Raw genomic sequence first — 16,777 nt, forward strand, 5'->3', positions numbered from 1 at the left:
TGCCCGGTGTCCGGCGTGCGGGGCCCGGTGGGGCCGTGTCCGTGGCCGGGCTCAGCCGCCGAGTGCCTCGGCGCCGGTCCGCAGCCGTACCTCGGAGCCCTTCCTGGCCTTGACGAGCTCCAGCTGGGCCGGAACGCGGCGGCGCAGGTCGGCGACATGGCTGACGATGCCGACGCTGCGGTCCCGCTCGCGCAGCGAGTCGAGGACATCGAGGACCTCGTCGAGGGTCTGTTCGTCGAGGCTTCCGAAGCCCTCGTCGATGAAGAGGGTGTCGAGCCGGACCCCGCCCGCCTCGTCGCTGACGACATCCGCGAGGCCGAGCGCGAGGGCCAGCGAGGCGAAGAAGGTCTCGCCGCCGGAGAGGGTCGCGGTGTCGCGTTCGATGCCGGTCCAGGCGTCGACGACGTGCAGGCCGAGTCCGGCCCTGCGGCCGCCGGAGCGGGCGTCGGAGTGGACGAGGACGTAACGGCCCGCGGACATCCGCTGGAGGCGGGCGCTGGCGGCGGCGGCGACCTGTTCGAGGCGGGCGGCCAGCACGTACGACTCCAGGCGCATCCGGCGTTCGTTCTCGGCGGAGGTGCCCGCCGTGAGGGCGGCGAGCCGGGCGACCCGGTCGTACTCCTCGCGCAGCGGCCCCAGACGGCGGACCTCGGCCATGGCCTGCCGGGAGAGGGCGGCGAGTCCGGTGGCCCGGTCGCGGGCGGCGGTCAGCACGGAGGAGGCGTCGCGGAGCGCGCGTGCGGCGGCAGTGTCGGCGGCGGCGGCGCCCGCCGGGTCGGCCGGGGGGAGCCCGGCGGCGGCCGCGGCGCCGGGCTCGGTGAGCCGGTCCTCGACGAGGACCGCCTCGGCCCGCCAGGCGTCCAGGCGGTGCTGGTGGTCCCGGCGTTCGCCGTCGGGCAGCAGGGCGGCGGCGGCCTCGGCCGGAGTGGTGAAGCCCGCCCGGTAGGCGGCGTCCGCGAGGCTGCCGTCGGCCTCCTTGAGCCGCTCGGCAGCGAGTTCGGCGGCGCGGACGGTCCCGGTGGCGTCGGCGAGGAGTTCGATGCGCCGCTCCAGGAGGGCGGCGTGTTCGGCGACCCGGGCGAACGTGCCCCGGCCCAGGGCGATCTCCTCCTCCAGGGCGGTGGCCTCGGCGTCCAGGGTCTCGCGCCGTGAGGTCCGCGCGGCCACCCGGCGCTCGGCCTCCCGCTGCGCCGAGGCCCGGCCCTCGTGCTCCCGCTCGGCCCCCGCCAGGGCCTCCCGCGCGCTGTGGCTCCGGGCGGCGAGCGCGTGCGCCTCGTGGTGACGACGCATCAGTTCCTCTACCTCAGCGTCGAGTTCGGCGACCGAGGGGCCTTCGGCCGGGTCGGTGGTGGAGTCCGCCGCGCCGGGCGGGCCGTCCGCGAGGGCCTCCGCGCGGGCGGCGGACCAGGACTCGCGGACGACGGCACGTTCGTTCTCGGCGGCGGTACGGAGTTCGTCGGCGCGGGCGTAGGCCGCGTAGGCGGCTTCCTCGGTGGCGCGGTCGACATGGCCGGCGGTGGTGCGGGCGGGCGCGGGGTGCGCGGTGGAGCCGCACACCTGGCAGGGCTCGCCGGCGGCGAGGGTGACCGCGAGTTCGGCGGCGATGCCCTCCAGACGGCGGGACTTGACGTCGAGCCAGTTCTCGTGGGCGGTGTTGCGGTGTTCGCGGGCGTCCGCGAGACGGGCCCCGGCCGCTTCGGCGTCCTCGGCGAGGGCGTCGCGGCGGCGGGCGGCGGCGAGTCTGCGGCGGGCGGGTTCCAGGCGCCCGGCGAGGTGCTCGGCGCGGGCGGCGGCGTCCCGTGTCTCCTCGACGTGGCCGGTGAGCGCGGTGCGGCGCGCCTCCCAGTCGGCGAGCCAGTCGGCCGTGTCGCGGAGGACGGCTTCGTCGGCGCGGGCCTCCCGGGTGAGGACGGCGCGTTCCTCGGCGATCACGGCGGCCCGGTGCTCGGCGCGGCGGGCCGCCGCGAGCCCGCCGAGTTCCCCGCGCAGCCGGTGTTCGAGGGCGGTGAGCTGTTCGGCCCCGGCGTCGGCGAGGTCGGGCGGCAGGAGGGAACGGGAGCGGGTACGGGCGGCGCGGGCGGTGGTGTCGGCGCGTTCGGCGTCCTGGCGCAGGGCGAGCGCGGGGGCCACCCGGTCCGCCTTGAGGGCCCGGTCGAGGGCGGTCCGGAGCCGGTCGCGCTCCGGGGCGTGCGCGGCGAGGCGCTCCTCGCGCCGGAGCGCGTCGGCGTGCCGTTCCTGGCGGACGGCGAGGTCGTTCTCGGTGTCGAGCGCGGTACGCGCCGAGGTCTGCCGGGCTTCGGCGGCTTCGAGCCGTACGCGGGCGATGTCCAGGGTCTCGCGGGCCTCGGTGCGGGCGACGGCGGCCCAGGTGAGGACGGCGTCGGCGAGTCCTGGTTCGCCGGGCCGCCCGTCCACGGGGGTGCGGGCGGCACCGAGGCCGACGGCCGCCTGGCCCATGCGGTGGGTGAGGGCGAGGAGGCGTTCGTCGCCCTCCTCGACCTGCCGCTGGGCGTGACGGCGCAGTTCGGCGAGGCGTTCCTCGACGGCGGCGAAGCGGCGGGTGTCGAAGAGACGGCCGAGGAGTCTGCCGCGGGCCTCGGCGTCGGCGCGCAGGAACCGCGCGAAGTCGCCCTGGGGCAGCAGGACGACCTGGCAGAACTGCTCGCGGCTCATGCCGACGAGCTGGGTGATCTCCTCGCCGGTCTCCTGGTGGGAACGGCTGAGGCCCTGCCACGCGCGCGTGGCGGGGTCGTACTCGCGCAGCCAGGTCTGGGCCTTCTCCGTGGTGAAGCCGCCGCCGCGCTTCTTGGGGCGCTGCTGGGCGGGGCGCCGGGTGATCTCCAGGCGCCGGTCGCCCACGGTCAGTTCGAGGACGACCTCGGTGGTGGTGCCGACGGGCGCGTGGTCGCTGCGCAGGGAGGCGCCGGGGGTCTGGCGGGCGCCGGGCACGCTTCCGTAGAGGGCGAAGCAGACCGCGTCGAGGACGGAGGTCTTGCCCGCGCCGGTCGGTCCGTGGAGGAGGAAGAGACCGGCGGACGACAGGGCGTCGAAGTCGACGGTCTGCCTGCTGCCGAAGGGGCCGAACGCGGTGATCTCCAGACGGTGCAGCCTCACCGGTCCCCCTCCCGCTCGGCCGTGCCGGTCCGTACGTCGTCGAAGGCGCCGTACAGGACCGTCCGCTCGGCGCCGTCGAGGGCGGCGCCGCCGCGCACATGGGCCACGAAGTCCTCCGCGATCTGCTGGTCGGTGCGGTCCCGGAGGCGGGCGCCGTAGGAGGTGGCGGGGTCGTCGGCGGTGCGCTCGGGGTCGAAGACGAGGTGCAGGGCGTGCGGGAAGCGCTCGGTGAGCCGGGCCATGGGTTCGGCGGGGCGGACGGGGTCGGTGAGGGTGGCTTCGACCCAGGACGTCTCGTGGCGGGTGAGCGCGGGGTCGTCGAGGAGTGCGTCGAGCCGTCCCCTGATCCGGGCGAGGGCGCGCGGGACGGGGCAGTCGAGGCGTACGGCGGAGACGATCGCCCCGCCGGAGGCGTCGGGCGCGGCGGGCGCGGCGGGCGCGGAGTCTTCAGGGGCGGGCGCGGCGGCGGGGCCGAGGTCCACCAGCCACATGGTCTTGCGGTGGTCGGCCTCGGAGAAGGAGTAGGCGAGCGGGGAGCCGGAGTAGCGGACGCGCGGGGTGACGGTCTGGCTGCCGTGCAGGTGGCCGAGGGCGACGTAGTCGACGCCGTCGAAGATTCCGGCGGGGACGGCCGCGACGCCGCCGACGGTGATGTCCCGTTCGCTGTCGCTGGGCTCGCCGCCCGCGACGAAGGCGTGGGCGAGGACGACGGAGCGGGTCCCGGCAGGCCGGGTCGCGAGGTCGGCGCGGACCCGGTCCATCGCGGCGGCGAGCACGGCCTCGTGTCCGGCCTTCTCCGCGCCGAGCCGTTCCCTGACGAGGGCGGGTTCGAGGTAGGGCAGGCCGTAGAGGGCGACGTCGCCGTGTCCGTCGGCAAGGACGACGGGGGTGCCCACGGCCGCCGGATCGGTGCGCAGGTGGATGCCGGCCCTGTCGATGAGTCCGGCGCCGACGCCGAGGCGGCGGGCCGAGTCGTGGTTGCCGGAGATCATGACGGTGGGCACCCCGGCCTCGGCGAGGCGGTGCAGGGCGGTGTCGAAGAGTGCGACGGCGGGCAGCGGGGGCACGGCCCGGTCGTAGACGTCCCCGGCGACGAGGACGGCGTCCACCCGGTGCTCGTGGACGGTGGCCACGAGGTGGTCGAGGAACGCGGCCTGGGCTTCGAGAAGCCCGACGCGGTGGAAGGACCGGCCGAGGTGCCAGTCGGAGGTGTGCAGGAGCCTCACGGTGCCGTCGTCCCCCGCATGTGTGCCGCTCCTCGCCGCCGGTTCCGGTCGTGTGTGCCCTCCACGCTATCCCGCCGGGGGGTGTGACCGGGGCCTCATGCCCAGGGTGGTCGTGGGGACGGATCTCGCTCCGGTGGCGGGTCCCGGCGCGGTCCCGGTCGCGACCGGGGTTCGGCCCCGGGATCCGGCCCGGCCCCGGTCTCGGCTTCAGCCGGGGTCCGGTCCCGACCGGTGTCAGTCCCTGGGTCCGGTCCGGTCCGGTCCCAGTCCCGACCGGTGCCAGTCCCTGGGTTCGGTCCAGTCCCGGTCCCGACCGGTGTGCGTCCCGACCCGGGCCCGGTCTCCGGATGCCCCCGGCCCCAGCGCTCCGACCCCTCGAACGGCTCCGGCCGGGCCACGCGGCCCGGCCGCGGTGGCGTCACGCGTCGCCGTACGCCTCGCCGCCGATCTCGCACGACGCCGTGCCCGCCGTGGCGTCCGCGAGCCAGGCGCGGAAGGCGGGGACGTCGGCGTCCGGGAGGCCGATCTCGATCGTGACGGCGTCGGCGTACCGCACGTCCCGGACGGCCCGGCCGGTCGCCCGCAGGTCGTTCTCCAGTTTGCCCGCCCGCTGGTGGTCGACGGTGACGGTGACGAGCCGGAAACGCTGCCGGGTCACCGTGCCGAGCGTGTCGATGGCCTCGCCGACCACTCCGCCGTAGGCGCGGATGAGCCCGCCCGCGCCGAGCTTCACCCCGCCGTAGTAGCGGGTGACGACGGCGGCGACGTACCGCATGTCCCGGCGCAGCAGCATCTGCAGCATGGGCACCCCCGCCGTGCCGCCGGGTTCGCCGTCGTCGCTGGCCTTCTGGACGGAGGCGTCGGCGCCGAGGACGTACGCGTAGCAGTTGTGGGTGGCGGTCGGGTGCTCCCTGCGGACGCGCGCGACGAACTCCTGCGCCTCCCGCTCGTCGGCGACGGGCGCGAGCGCGCAGAGGAAGCGCGAGCGGTTGATCTCGGTCTCGTGGACGCCCTCGCGGGCCGGGGTGCGGTACTGCTCCTGCATCCGACCAGCGTACGTTCCCGCCGGGACCGGCCCTCCCGGCGGGAATCAGGTCCCGGGGCGGCTCGTTGTCGGGGAGGAAGGCGGTCGTCAGGACGGGCCGCGCCGAGGAGAGGCAGTACGAGCGATGAGCGGCGACACGACGACCACCACCGACCCGGCCGGGTACTCCGCGTCGGAGGCGGTCCGCAGGATCCTCACGTCCACCGGGGACACCTGGGCGGTGGTGGGGCTCTCCTCGAACACGGCGCGCGCGGCGTACGCGGTCGCGGCCGTCCTCCAGCGCTTCGGGAAGCGGATCGTCCCGGTCCACCCGAAGGCGGAGACCGTCCACGGCGAGAAGGGGTACGCCTCGCTGGCGGACATCCCGTTCCCGGTGGACGTCGTGGACGTGTTCGTGAACGCCGATCTGGCGGGCGCGGTCGCGGACGAGGCGGTCGGGATCGGCGCGAAGGCGGTCTGGTTCCAGCTGGACGTGATCGACGAGGCGGCGTTCGAACGCACCCGCGCGGCGGGCCTCGACATGGTGATGAACCGCTGCCCGGCGATCGAGATCCCCCGCCTGGGTTAGGGCGTGTTTCGAAAGTCCCGCCTGCCTGGCGACGCCTGGCACGCACGCTCGCCGCGTTGTCGGGATCACCCCGATACATCCAGTATCGGAGCGACCCTCCGCCTTGCGATCGCACGCACCAGACGCCGCCAGGCCTGCCCTCCGGGCAGACGACGCCACTTTTGAAACACGCCCTAGCGGTACGGAGGTGCCCTGGTCACGCTTCTCCGAAGGATCGGGCCCAAGGCACTCAGTGGCCGGGCGGGGCGCATCGTCGACGTCCTCTACGCGGGCAGGGCATGGATCCGACCTCACCGGTCCACGCCCTGCCCGCCTTCCGCGCCGTCAGTGGCGAGCTGTCCGCGCGGGTGCGACCCGGCCCCGCGAGCTCTCCCCGGAGTCCGGGACCGGAGCTGTCCGCCAGGTACGACCACAGCGACGTCTTCAACAGTCCTGGCGAATATCGCGTGCCCTGTGCGCCCCTTGTGGCTCATGCACTCGACGTCTACCGCAGCCGCATCCGGCGTTGGCGCCACCGACCATCCGCACTCCGGCCGCAGGCATCGGGCCGTGACCGTTGCCTCTGAATCCGGGTGTCGGCCGATGCTGTGCGTCTCGAAGCGCAGCACTGCGCGACTCACCGCTCCACTGCCGGAACCGGAGTGGTCACGACCCGGATGGCGTCCATCTCCGCCGGAGTGGGGGGGACGCAGATTCTCCGGGGCGCTCATCCACTCCCTGCCACCACCAGGCGGGCGCAGGTGAGTCCCCTGGAGATCACTGTCGACGACACGGCCGATACGACCGTTCCCGTCGACCACGAACCGCCCCGTCGCGGGCTGCCAGCCTTCGGGCGCCTGCGTCTGCTCACCGTGATCGGGCATGTGCTCACCGTCCTCTTCAGCGATGAAGGTAGGCGGGAGCCGCTTTCCGATTCCACGCAGTTCTACAAGGTTCTACGGCAATCAGGATGCCGGAATGGCACTGGCGATGATCCGGTACGCGTCCTGACCGAACACAGCCGCCTGTGTCATCTCGACGTGGGCGGTGACGTACTTCGCCACCTCTGTGGGGGCTGTGATCGTCAGTGCGGCCGTGAGGAGCTCGACGAACACCTTCTCGTCGTCATACACGGTGAAGGTCTCAAGCGGCCACCTGGCGGCGCCGACGCTGGGAATGACACCCAGCGAGACCGCGGGATACCGACCGGCGTCGAGAAGATGAAGGAGCTGCTCCGTCATCACGTCGGATCCACCGATGTGCCGTCGAAGCGCCGACTCCTCCACGACGAAGGCGAACGTACGCCCCGGCTCCGTGATGATCGCGGCTCGGACCAACCGGGCAGACACGGCCTCGTCCACGTCGTCGCGCGTACCGTGAACGCTTGCCACGCTCCGCAGGAGCGCCGTTGCGTAGCTGCGGGTCTGGAGATGCCCCGGAATCACTGTCGAGCTGTAGACGCGAAGCTGAGTCGTCTGCACATGCGGAGGGATGCGGGACTCCTGGAGGCGGCGCAGGCCCGTGCGCTGGACTCGGCGCCATTCCAGGTACATGGAGTCGGCGGTCCGGTTGGCCGCCAAGAGATCGGGGATACGTTCCTCCGCGTCACATGCCGTACACCACGCGCGAATGTCGGCGTCGGAGGGTGGCGTTGTGGCGCTCTGAAGCCTGGAGACCTTCGACGGCAGCCAGCCGGCCCTCTTGGCCACCTCTCTACCCGTCAGCCCGGCGTCCCGGCGAATCTCCTGCAGCTGCCCCGCTATGGCACGGCGCGCAGCATCGAGGGCCGGAGACGGGTAGGAAGGCTGCACGGACGCGTGCCCGTCAGATCTGGAAAGCCGAGTGCGGGACTGCGCGCTCCCAAACGGCCTCGAACGCCTCTGCATGCCGCTCGACGACATCTCTGCGGTCTTCCATGACGTCGGCTACGAACCGCCCCTCACCGCTGAAGAGTCCGTAGCGAGCAATGCGGCCATCGAAGATCCACAGGTCTCCTGGAAGAAGCAGGTCGGTACTCATGCGTCGCGGCAACCACCTGACTTCCTCGCCGGCCGCAAGGTTCTGCGGCGTACACGAATGCTCGTAGCGGATGTACTCGCTGACCGGCTCGGACACCACGCGCGCTCGGCGCACGGCCACACCCCTGCCAACGGCGTCCGCGACCACCTGATGGAACGGGGTCCACCAGGACTCACGGTCGTCGTGGTCGTACCGCCACCCCGCCCGCCAGGCCGCGAACTCGGCGTCCTCTTCCACGACTCCGTACACGTCGCGTGTCTCCAGGTGTACCGCGGACTGGTTGCTCGCCGCGATCAGCTCAGCGAAGGTCGGCACCTTCGGCGGCATCGCACGCCTCCCTGATCTGCTGCACCATGCGCACGGGCAGCCGGACGACTGCCTCCGTGCCCGGAATCGATCCCGTCAGGAGGCATTCTGCCTGGAGCGTTTCGTCAGCCTTCCATCCCTGGAACACGAACTCCCCTTTGTCCTCGTCGAGCCACACTGTCGGGCAGTGCTCGCCGTTGGTGTCGGGGTCCTTGCCGAACGATCGTAGAGCCACGAGTTCTCCCCGTTCGTGTCGGTTGCGCAATGTTCTACGACATTCCCGCCTGAGTCACCGGACGTCAAGAGGGCCAACTAGTAAGCGGCCAGGGTCGAAACGCAGAAAACCCCTACCCACTTCGGGCAGGATGCCGGTGAGTGCGCTCGGCAGTGGAAAGGAATGCCGTACCCAGGGCCGCGCGCCTCGGTTCCGTGTCCGGAGACCCTGGCGGGCGCCCCCGGGCTCCGCCCGCTCGACTGCCGCCGGTGCTTCGGTCCTCAGCCGAGTGGGACGCCCAGGCCCTCCATGACGGTCACGCCCGGCAGCTGGGCGAACGCCTTGCCCGGCAGGATGAGCTTGCCGCGCCTGCGCCCGCTGCCGACGAGGACCCAGTCGGTGTCGACGACGGCGGCGTCCACGAGGAGCGGCCAGTCCCCGGGGAGGCCGATGGGGGTGATGCCCCCGTACTCCATGCCGGTCTCGCCGGTCGCCGTGTCCATCGGGGCGAAGGACGCCTTGCGGGCGCCGAGGTGCTTGCGGACGACCCCGTTGACGTCGACCCGGGCGGCGGACTTCACGACGCAGGCGGCCAGTGTGGTCGTGTCGCCCCTGCGGCCCGCGACGACCACGCAGTTGGCGGAGGCATCGAGCAGTCCGGGCCCGTGGTGCTCGACGAAGACGGCCGTGTCGGCGATGGCCGGATCGGTGTCGACGTACAGCAGCTGCTCGGCGGGGACGGGGCCCGTCCAGGCCCGGACGGCGGCCGCGACGGGTCCGGTGAGCAGGTCGAGACGCTCGGCGGCGGGGGCGGCGTCTTCGAAGGATCCGATGGGTGCGCGCATGAGCACACGCTAACAACCGGCGCTCCGCTCGGGACCGTTCGTCCCAGCGTACGGATCGGACCGGAGTACGGGCCGTCCCAGCGTACGGATCGGACCGGAGTACGGGCCGTCCCAGCGTACGGATCGGACCGGAGTACGGGCCGTCCCAGCGCATGGATCGGACCGGAGTACGGGCCGGATCAGCGTACGGGCGGGATGGAGACCGCCATCGTCATCTCCACCGGGGCGGTCCCGTCGTTGCGGTACGCGTGTGCCGTATTGGCCTCGAAGACGGCCGAGGTGCCCGAGGGCAGGGTGTGCTCCGCGCCGTCCACGACCAGGGTGAGGACGCCGGAGGTCACGCTGAGCAGTTCGACCGTGCCGTCGGGATGCGGGTCGGAGGCGCTGCCGTCGCCGGGCATGAGGGTCCAGGACCACAGTTCCAGGGGGCCTCGTGCCTCGGTGCCGACGAGGAGCGTGGTCTGGCTGCCGGTGGAGGTGGACCACATGCGCACGGCCTGCTCCGGCGGGACGAGCCGGACCTGGGGGCCCTGCTCGTGGTCGAGCAGGGTCGTGATCGAGACACCGAGCGCGTCGGCCAGTTTGACGGTGGTGCCGACGCTGGGGTTGGTCCGGGCCTGCTCGATCTGGATGATCATGCCTCGGCTGACGCCCGCACGGGCGGCGAGGGCGTCCAGGGTGAGCGCCCGCTCCTTGCGCCAGCGCTTCAGGTTCCGGGCTAGCGACTGCGTGAGCTGGTCGAGGTCCGACACGTTCCGTCCCATGTCCTGGATGAAAGAGTCCAATGGAGTGAACTACGGTGGGATGTACCGCATGGTTCACCGCACTGTACTGCCCGTGTGGCCTTCCGGGCCCCGCACGGGCCGTGCCGTGCGCGTCCGCGAGGGCGTGGTCGCCGTCGTGGGATCGCCTCCGGAACCCTGTCCGAGGCCCCCGGAGCCGTATCCGGCCCCGAGCTGTCCCCAGGAAGTGCTCCCCGAGTCGCGTCCGGGTCTCCCCCGCCACCCGGCCACCCGTATCACCCCCGGCTCGTCCGTCACCCCGGCTCGCCCGTCTCCTCGCCGTCCGCGGCGGTCAGCGCCTCGGCGATCATCCGGGTGGCGAAGGCGCGGTCCCCGGTGACCCGGTTGATCAGTTCCGCGAGCAGGAAGGCGGTGGCCTCCAGGGAGTTCATCTCCTCCGGCGTCCACTCCCCGTACTGGCGGCGCCACAGGCTGGGGCTCAGACCGGTGCCCGCCGCGACGACGAGGCCCGCCATGGTGGGGACGGTCTCGGGGCGGATGCTCCGGGGCATCATCCGCATCGTGGTCACCAGATTGGGGACCACGTACTCGATGACGTCCTGGTCGTGCTGTTCGCAGGCGCTCCGCAGCCACTTCATGAACATGAAGACGAGCGTGCACGCTCCGTCCAGCAGGTCCTGGGCGCCCGTGGGGCCGAGGGACCGGATGAACTGCCCGTCGAGACGCCGCTGTTCGTCCGCGTCCATGACCTGGCCGTCATAGACGGACTTGAGCCTGGAGTCGATCACCAGGAGCGCCGCACTCACATCCCCGGCGGGTGCGTAGCGGGGGTCGCAGGACGATGGCACAGGAGTCCTCCTCACGCGGGCCGCGACGGGCCGCGCGGCACGATTGCACGGTAGTCCGCCGATCGGACCGGTTCCGGCGATTCCGCGGGGAAGACCCCCAGGGGTGAACCGGGCCCGCGCGACGACGGAAGTCACCTGCGGAGCAGGGCGCCTGACGCGCTGTGCGGGAGATCACACCGCCGACGAGGACGGCGCTCCCTACGATGCGTGAGAGATACAGCTACCCCTGCGCTCCCTCTGTCGGCGCGCTCCCCCGGCCCGCCCGCCCCCTCGCGCTCTGCCCCGCTTCGCCCCATCACGCGCCCCTTCTCCATCCCGCTCCATCACGCTCCCCCCCCTTCTTCTCCATCCCGCTCCACCCCGCTCCGTCCCGCTTCAGGAGGCCCGATCCCGTGACCACAGGCGCCCTCGCTCCCGCGAGCTACTACGAGCGGACCGGTGAGCACCACTTCAAGCCCACGGCCCACGCGGGCGGCGCGTGGAGCGCCGACGAGCAGCACTTCAGCCCGCTCTCGGGGCTCGTCGCGCACACCGTGGAGCAGCACCTCGCGGCCCGGCCCGCCACCGCGCACGGACCGCTGCTCCTGTCCCGGATCAGCTACGACATCCTCGGCAGGATCGCCCTCGACGAGTGCGCGGTCACCGTGGAGACCCTCCGCCCCGGGCGGACCATCGAACTCCTCGAAGCGACCGTCACCATCGGCGGGCGCGCGGTCGTGCGCGCCCGCGCCTGGCTGCTCGCCGCCCAGGACACCTCGGCCGTCGCCGACAGCCCCGTCGAGCCGCTGCCCGCCCCCGACGCGCTCGACCGGTGGGCGATGGGAGCCGCCTGGAACGGCGGGTACGTCTCCTCGATCGAGGTGCGGCGGACGCCCACGGTCCGCAGGGGGCGCGCCACGGCGTGGCTGTCCACGCCCCTCACCCTGGTCGCGGGCGAGGAGGTCGGCCCGCTCGCCTCGTACGTGACGCTGGTGGACACCGCGAACGGGATCGCCGTGCAGCAGGACCCCGGTGCCTGGATGTTCCCCAACCTCGATCTGACGATCCATCTGCACCGGCAGCCGAGGGGCCGCTGGACCGGCCTCGACACGACGGTCGTCTTCGGGCCGTCGGGGCAGGGGCTCACCAGCAGTGTCCTGCACGACGTCCACGGGCCCGTGGGCCGCGCGGAGCAGATCCTCACCGTCCGTCCGCAGTCCGGGAAGTGAGCCGCCGGGCGGTGCGGGGGATTCCCGGCCCGGTCACTGCCCGGTCACTCCGGCACCTCGTACCGCCCGCCGGGCCACTGGGCGAACAGGGTGTGCTCGACGTCCTTCCGGGCGGGCCCGGACCCGGTCGCGGGCCGGTACCGCGTGACGGCCGCGTACCCCACGAGCACCTGGTCGTCGAAGTCCTCCGCGTCCGGCCGGGGCGCCACCCCGATGTACAGGGGCGTGTCGTCGGGGACGTCCTTCAGCGCCTCGCGGAGCTGTCCCGCGGTCCATATGACGGGGTCGTGCTCGAAGGTCTCTGCCATGGGGCGAAGGGTACGGGCCGGGGCTCAGCCGGTCCGCTGGACCTCCCACGCGGCCAGCGCGGCGAGCTGTTCCGGGGTCACGTGTTCCGGGATCGGTACCGGGGCCGGGGTGCGGAGCGGGGGCTGCCAGCCCTTCTCGGGGTCCCAGCCGCGGACGATCCGGGCCGGGGCGCCGGCGACCACCGAGTGGTCGGGCACCTCTCCCCGTACGACCGCGCCCGCCGCGACGACCACGTTCCGGCCGAGCCGGGCGCCGGGCAGGACCACCGCGCCGGTGCCGAGCCAGCAGCCGGGCCCGATGGAGACGGGTGCGGAGCGGGGCCACTGGCGGCCGACCGGCTCGTCCGGGTCGTCGTAGCTGTGGTTGGTGGAGGTGATGTAGACGTACGGACCGCAGTAGGTGTCCGAGCCGATGGTCACCTTCGCGTCGGCGATGACATGGCTGCCCCGGCCGAGGACGACCCCGTCACCGAGGGTCAGGACCGTGTCCTTCCCGAGGTCGAGGTCGGGCAGCATCCCCGCCGTCAGCGTGACCTGTTCGGCGATGATGCAGCACTCGCCGACCTCGATCCACGGCTCGCCGAAGACGGTGCCCTGTGGGAAGGCGAGCCGGGTGCCGGCGCCGAGGCGGCGGAAGCGGAGCCTGCCGGGGTGCTCGGCGGTGACCGATCCGGTCTCCCGCACCCAGCGCCAGCCGCCCTGCACGGCTCGGGTGAGAACCCGGCGCCGCCAGGCGGACAGGGAGGAGAACGTGTTTCTGTTCCTGGGCACCCGGCCACCGTAGTCGGCGGTGTCGTGCCTGTTCGGTGCGGTGCGCTGTGATGTCCGTCATGAGCACGGCATAGGCTGCCGCCGGGGGCACCCCCGGGCGCGGCACGACGGCTGACGATCAGGAGCGAACGATGACAGAGGCGTTGATCAAGGGTGTGGGCGGCAAGGAGCCCCGGATCGACCCGACCGCCTTCACCGCGCCGACCTCCGTGGTGCTCGGCGAGGTGACCCTCGGCGCGCGGGCCAGCGTCTGGTACCACGCGGTGCTCCGGGCGGACTGCGGGGCCATCGAGATCGGGGAGGACTCCAATGTGCAGGACAACTGCACGGTGCACGTCGATCCCGGCTTCCCCGTCTCGATCGGCGCGCGCGTGACCGTCGGCCACAACGCGACCGTGCACGGCTGTGTCATCGAGGACGACGTCCTCGTCGGCATGGGCGCGACCGTCCTCAACGGCGCGCGGATCGGCGCCGGTTCGCTCGTCGCCGCGCAGGCGCTCGTCCCGCAGGGCATGGAGGTCCCGCCGGGCTCGCTGGTCGCGGGCGTCCCGGCGAAGGTGCGTCGCCCGCTGACCGAGGAGGAGCGGGCGGGCATCCGGCTGAACGCCGAGATGTACCTGCACCTCGCCAAGGGCCACGCGGAGGCCTTCGAGGACTGAGCCGTCGGGCCCCACGGACACGGGACTGAGCTGTCAGGGTCCCGCTGGTACGGGGAGGGGGGGGGGGCCCGCGCCCGGGGCCCCCCCCCCCCCCCCCCCCCCGGGCCCCGCCCCCCCCCGGCCCGGGGGGGGGGGGGCGGGCCCCCCCCCGCCCCGCCCCCCCCCCCCCCCCCCCCGGGGCGGGCGCCCCCCCGCCCCCCCCCCCGGCCGGGCCCGGCTCCGGGGACCCGGACCGCTCCGCCGCCGCCTTCTTGGCGCGGTTCCTGATGATCAGCATCGAGGCGGCGCCGATCAGCAGGGCGAGGACGAGGCCGAGCCAGGAGAAGCGCTTGAGCCAGGCCTCCGCGACGATGCCGACGGAGTAGATGACGGCCGTGGTGCCGCCCGCCCACAGGATGCCGCCGAGGACGTTGGCGACGAGGAACTTCCAGTACGGCATGTGCAGCACGCCCGCCAGCGGCCCGGCGAAGATGCGGAGGAGGGCGATGAAACGACCGAAGAAGACCGCCCACATGCCCCACTTCCGGAAGGAGCTCTCGGCCAGGCCGATGTTGGCCTCGCTGAAGTGTCTGGGGAACTTCCTCTCCAGTCTGGCGAGCAGCGGACGGCCGCCCTTGCGGCCGATCGCGTAACCGATCGAGTCACCGACGATCGCCCCGGCGACGGCGCAGGCGCCGAGCACGTACGGGTCGATGTCGCCGTGCTGCGAGGCGAGCAGCGCCGAACTGACGAGGACGATCTCACCGGGCAGCGGGATGCCCAGGCTCTCCAGCCCGATCACCACCCCCACCAGGGCGTAGACGGCGATCGCGGGGATCGTCTCCAACCACTCCTGGACGTGCACGCGGCTTCCTCCCGTTTCGGCTGCCCGGCCGCGCCCGGCCCGTGGTCGGGGCCGGGCCGCCGTCGTGCCCGGCCGGGCACGACCGGGGCACTCTACCGGTCGGGGCGACCGCGCCGGGCCGCCGCCCACCGGGGAACGCGGACCGCCCCCGCACCCCCCGGGAAGGGGTACGGGGGCGGTGCGGGACGCACTCCGCCGCCCCGGGGCCACCGGGCGGCGGACGGCGGGTGTCAGGACTTCGGGCGGAGGGTCCAGACGACCGTCATCTCTCCGGTCACGGCGCCGTCCTCACGGGTGATGTCGATCCGTACCGGGAACTCGGGGCGCTCTCCGGCGTCGAGTTCGGCGATCACCTCGTCGGCGGGGCGGCCGAGGGTCGCGGTGGCGGTGACGACGCCCATGGCCAGCTTCTTGTAGCCGATCTCGGCGCGGACGGCGAGCGGGACCGCGCGGCCCAGCTGGGCGCCGAAGGCGGCGAGCACGATGGCGCCGCTGGCGGACTCGGCCAGGGTGAACATCGCTCCGGCGTGCGGTCCGCCGACGTGGTTGCGGTAGGCGGGCTGGTCCGGCAGGCGGACGACGGCGCGCTCGGCGGTGGTCTCCAGGAACTCCAGGTTCAGGGTCCCGGCCATGGGAACCGTGGCGGCGAGCATCTCGCCCACGGACATCTGGTCTGCGCTCATGGACCCCGATGTTACCCACCGGTAGAAGTCTTGGCCATCCCTTCTCACGCCTTGTGTGGAGGAGGGGTCCCGCGCGCGCGTGCCCGGGGGCGGGCGTGGTCCGGTCGTCCCCGCACCTCTATGGTTACTGGCCATGTGGCCAGGACAGCAGCCGCCCGGGGGCGAGCAGAACCCGCAGGACCCGAACCAGAACCCCTATCAGCAGCCGGGGTACCAGCAGCCGAACCCGTATCAGCAGCCGCCCGGCCAGCCGGGTTACCCACAGCCGCCGGCACAGCCCGGCCATCCGCAGCCGCCCACGCAGCCCGGATACCCACAGCAGGGATACGGACAGCAGCCCGGGTACGGGCAGCAGCCGGGGTACGGGCAGCCGAACCCGTACCAGCAGCCGACCATGCCGCAGCAGCAGTACGGGGCGCCCGCGCCCGGCGGGCCCGGCGTCCCCGGCGGGCCTGGCGGCTCTCCCGGCGGCGGGAAGAAGAGGACCGCTCTGGTGGCGGTCGTCGCCGCCACCGCCGTGGTGGTAGCGGCGGGCGCCACCGCCTTCTTCGTCCTCGGCAAGAAGGACGACGGCGAGAAGCCCGTGGCCGACGACCGGAAGCCGTCCGTGACGGCTTCCGCCCCGACGGACCCCAGCTCTTCGCCGACCCTCGCCAACCCGCGTGACGGCGCCGCCCAGCAGCCGACCGTTCCGGGCTGGAAGGTCGTCCACAACCCGAAGTACGGCACCCTCTTCGACGTACCGCCGGAGTGGGAGGTGCAGAAGCCCGGTTCGCTCACCTTCTTCGACGACGAGAAGAAGAACGACGGCAGCCCGCTCGTCACCATGTCGAGCCCCACCCGGCTCAAGAGCCAGTGGTGCACCTACGACGTCGACAAGAACGGCCGCGACGAGAGCTGGAGCCTGAGCACCGCGGGCACCAAGGGCGGCCAGGGCGCCAAGAACACCGACGCCGCCTCCCGCAGCGAGGCGGGCACCTGGGTCTGGGGCGGCTACGCGCAGCACATGCCGCAGAGCACCATCCAGATCAGCAAGCCCGTCCCGTACACCACCGCGTCGGGCCTCACCGGCAGCCTGGCCACCGCCAAGGCGCCGAACGTCAAGAAGCGCAACAAGTGCGAGACGGACGGCAAGTCGTACGCCTTCACCTTCAAGAACGCTCAGGGCGACTTCTCGACGTGGGTCCTCTACGGTGCCGCCGGTGTCGCCGACGAGCTGCCGGACACCGTCATCCGGAAGATCCTCTCGACGGTCCGGCTCGCCCCGTCGTCCTGAGCCCGTACCGCCTTCCGGCCGTCCTTCGGGCCGCCTGAGGCCCGGGCCGTCCGAGGCTCGGGCCGTCCGCGTACGGCACCCGGCCCGGTGCGCGCTCCTTCCGCGCACCGGGCCCTTCCGC

General features: G+C 73.1%; 16 protein-coding genes and 1 pseudogene. 4 read left to right on the forward strand and 13 right to left on the reverse strand.

The window, feature by feature from the left end:
* Positions 1-51: 51 nt before the first annotated feature.
* The 3 genes from ACIRQY_RS17510 to ACIRQY_RS17520 all read right to left on the reverse strand — a co-directional run bounded on the left by ACIRQY_RS17510 (position 52) and on the right by ACIRQY_RS17520 (position 5,385).
* Entirely contained in the window at positions 52-3,114 is a 3,063-nt protein-coding gene (locus ACIRQY_RS17510; RefSeq protein WP_403926373.1) for an AAA family ATPase, read from the reverse strand.
* Positions 3,111-4,340 carry an exonuclease SbcCD subunit D gene (locus ACIRQY_RS17515; protein WP_403926376.1) on the reverse strand — a complete coding sequence of 410 codons (1,230 nt, stop codon included), beginning with the start codon at positions 4,338-4,340 and terminating at the stop codon, positions 3,111-3,113. Before ACIRQY_RS17515 ends, ACIRQY_RS17510 begins: the two co-directional genes overlap by 4 nt.
* A gap of 418 nt (positions 4,341-4,758) precedes the next feature.
* Positions 4,759-5,385, reverse strand: coding sequence for a YigZ family protein (locus ACIRQY_RS17520; protein WP_403926378.1), 627 nt, complete (start codon positions 5,383-5,385; stop codon positions 4,759-4,761).
* A gap of 124 nt (positions 5,386-5,509) precedes the next feature.
* Between ACIRQY_RS17520 and ACIRQY_RS17525 the strand changes: the two genes are divergently transcribed.
* Positions 5,510-5,953, forward strand: a complete 444-nt coding sequence (locus ACIRQY_RS17525; RefSeq protein WP_403926381.1) for a CoA-binding protein — start codon at positions 5,510-5,512, stop codon at positions 5,951-5,953.
* Positions 5,954-6,897: 944 nt separating this feature from the next.
* Here ACIRQY_RS17525 and ACIRQY_RS17530 read toward each other — a convergent pair.
* From ACIRQY_RS17530 to ACIRQY_RS17555, 6 genes are all read right to left on the reverse strand, one after another.
* Positions 6,898-7,743: a helix-turn-helix domain-containing protein gene (locus tag ACIRQY_RS17530; protein ID WP_403926385.1), complete on the reverse strand. Its 846-nt coding sequence runs from the start codon at positions 7,741-7,743 to the stop codon at positions 6,898-6,900.
* 13 nt (positions 7,744-7,756) lie between these two features.
* Entirely contained in the window at positions 7,757-8,278 is a 522-nt protein-coding gene (locus tag ACIRQY_RS17535) for a DUF6879 family protein (RefSeq protein ID WP_403926388.1), read from the reverse strand.
* On the reverse strand, positions 8,250-8,492 hold the full coding sequence (locus ACIRQY_RS17540) for a hypothetical protein (RefSeq protein WP_403926390.1): 243 nt from the start codon (positions 8,490-8,492) through the stop codon (positions 8,250-8,252). The genes ACIRQY_RS17535 and ACIRQY_RS17540 overlap by 29 nt, the downstream gene beginning before the upstream one ends.
* Positions 8,493-8,752: 260 nt before the next feature.
* Positions 8,753-9,316, reverse strand: a complete 564-nt coding sequence (locus ACIRQY_RS17545) for a YbaK/EbsC family protein (RefSeq protein WP_403926392.1) — start codon at positions 9,314-9,316, stop codon at positions 8,753-8,755.
* Between the two features lie 179 nt (positions 9,317-9,495).
* Positions 9,496-10,068, reverse strand: a complete 573-nt coding sequence (locus ACIRQY_RS17550) for a helix-turn-helix domain-containing protein (protein WP_403926506.1) — start codon at positions 10,066-10,068, stop codon at positions 9,496-9,498.
* Positions 10,069-10,352: 284 nt separating this feature from the next.
* On the reverse strand, positions 10,353-10,907 hold the full coding sequence (locus ACIRQY_RS17555) for a hypothetical protein (protein ID WP_403926395.1): 555 nt from the start codon (positions 10,905-10,907) through the stop codon (positions 10,353-10,355).
* Positions 10,908-11,299: 392 nt separating this feature from the next.
* On the opposite strand from ACIRQY_RS17555, the gene ACIRQY_RS17560 reads away from it, so the two are divergent.
* Entirely contained in the window at positions 11,300-12,115 is an 816-nt protein-coding gene (locus ACIRQY_RS17560) for a thioesterase family protein (protein WP_403926397.1), read from the forward strand.
* 44 nt (positions 12,116-12,159) lie between these two features.
* On the opposite strand, the gene ACIRQY_RS17565 is transcribed toward ACIRQY_RS17560, so the two are convergent.
* Both ACIRQY_RS17565 and ACIRQY_RS17570 read right to left on the reverse strand, forming a co-directional pair.
* Positions 12,160-12,423 carry a DUF6225 family protein gene (locus ACIRQY_RS17565; RefSeq protein WP_403926400.1) on the reverse strand — a complete coding sequence of 88 codons (264 nt, stop codon included), beginning with the start codon at positions 12,421-12,423 and terminating at the stop codon, positions 12,160-12,162.
* A 24-nt stretch (positions 12,424-12,447) separates the two neighbouring features.
* Positions 12,448-13,194, reverse strand: a complete 747-nt coding sequence (locus tag ACIRQY_RS17570; protein WP_403926403.1) for an acyltransferase — start codon at positions 13,192-13,194, stop codon at positions 12,448-12,450.
* Positions 13,195-13,325: 131 nt separating this feature from the next.
* On the opposite strand from ACIRQY_RS17570, the gene ACIRQY_RS17575 reads away from it, so the two are divergent.
* The gene (locus ACIRQY_RS17575) at positions 13,326-13,853 is read left to right on the forward strand and encodes a gamma carbonic anhydrase family protein (RefSeq protein WP_351796858.1); all 528 of its coding nucleotides are present in this window, start codon (positions 13,326-13,328) and stop codon (positions 13,851-13,853) included.
* Between the two features lie 220 nt (positions 13,854-14,073).
* Here the strand turns inward: ACIRQY_RS17575 and ACIRQY_RS17580 are convergent.
* Positions 14,074-14,697 (reverse strand): annotated as a pseudogene (locus ACIRQY_RS17580) (DedA family protein); the annotation flags it as partial.
* Positions 14,698-14,927: 230 nt separating this feature from the next.
* Positions 14,928-15,380, reverse strand: a complete 453-nt coding sequence (locus ACIRQY_RS17585; protein WP_351796257.1) for a DUF4442 domain-containing protein — start codon at positions 15,378-15,380, stop codon at positions 14,928-14,930.
* A 133-nt stretch (positions 15,381-15,513) separates the two neighbouring features.
* Here ACIRQY_RS17585 and ACIRQY_RS17590 point away from each other — a divergent pair, with 133 nt between their 5' ends.
* Entirely contained in the window at positions 15,514-16,656 is a 1,143-nt protein-coding gene (locus ACIRQY_RS17590; protein WP_403926408.1) for a hypothetical protein, read from the forward strand.
* Positions 16,657-16,777 lie beyond the last annotated feature (121 nt).

Source organism: Streptomyces sp. NPDC101490, from assembly GCF_044767145.1.
Lineage (GTDB): Bacteria > Actinomycetota > Actinomycetes > Streptomycetales > Streptomycetaceae > Streptomyces.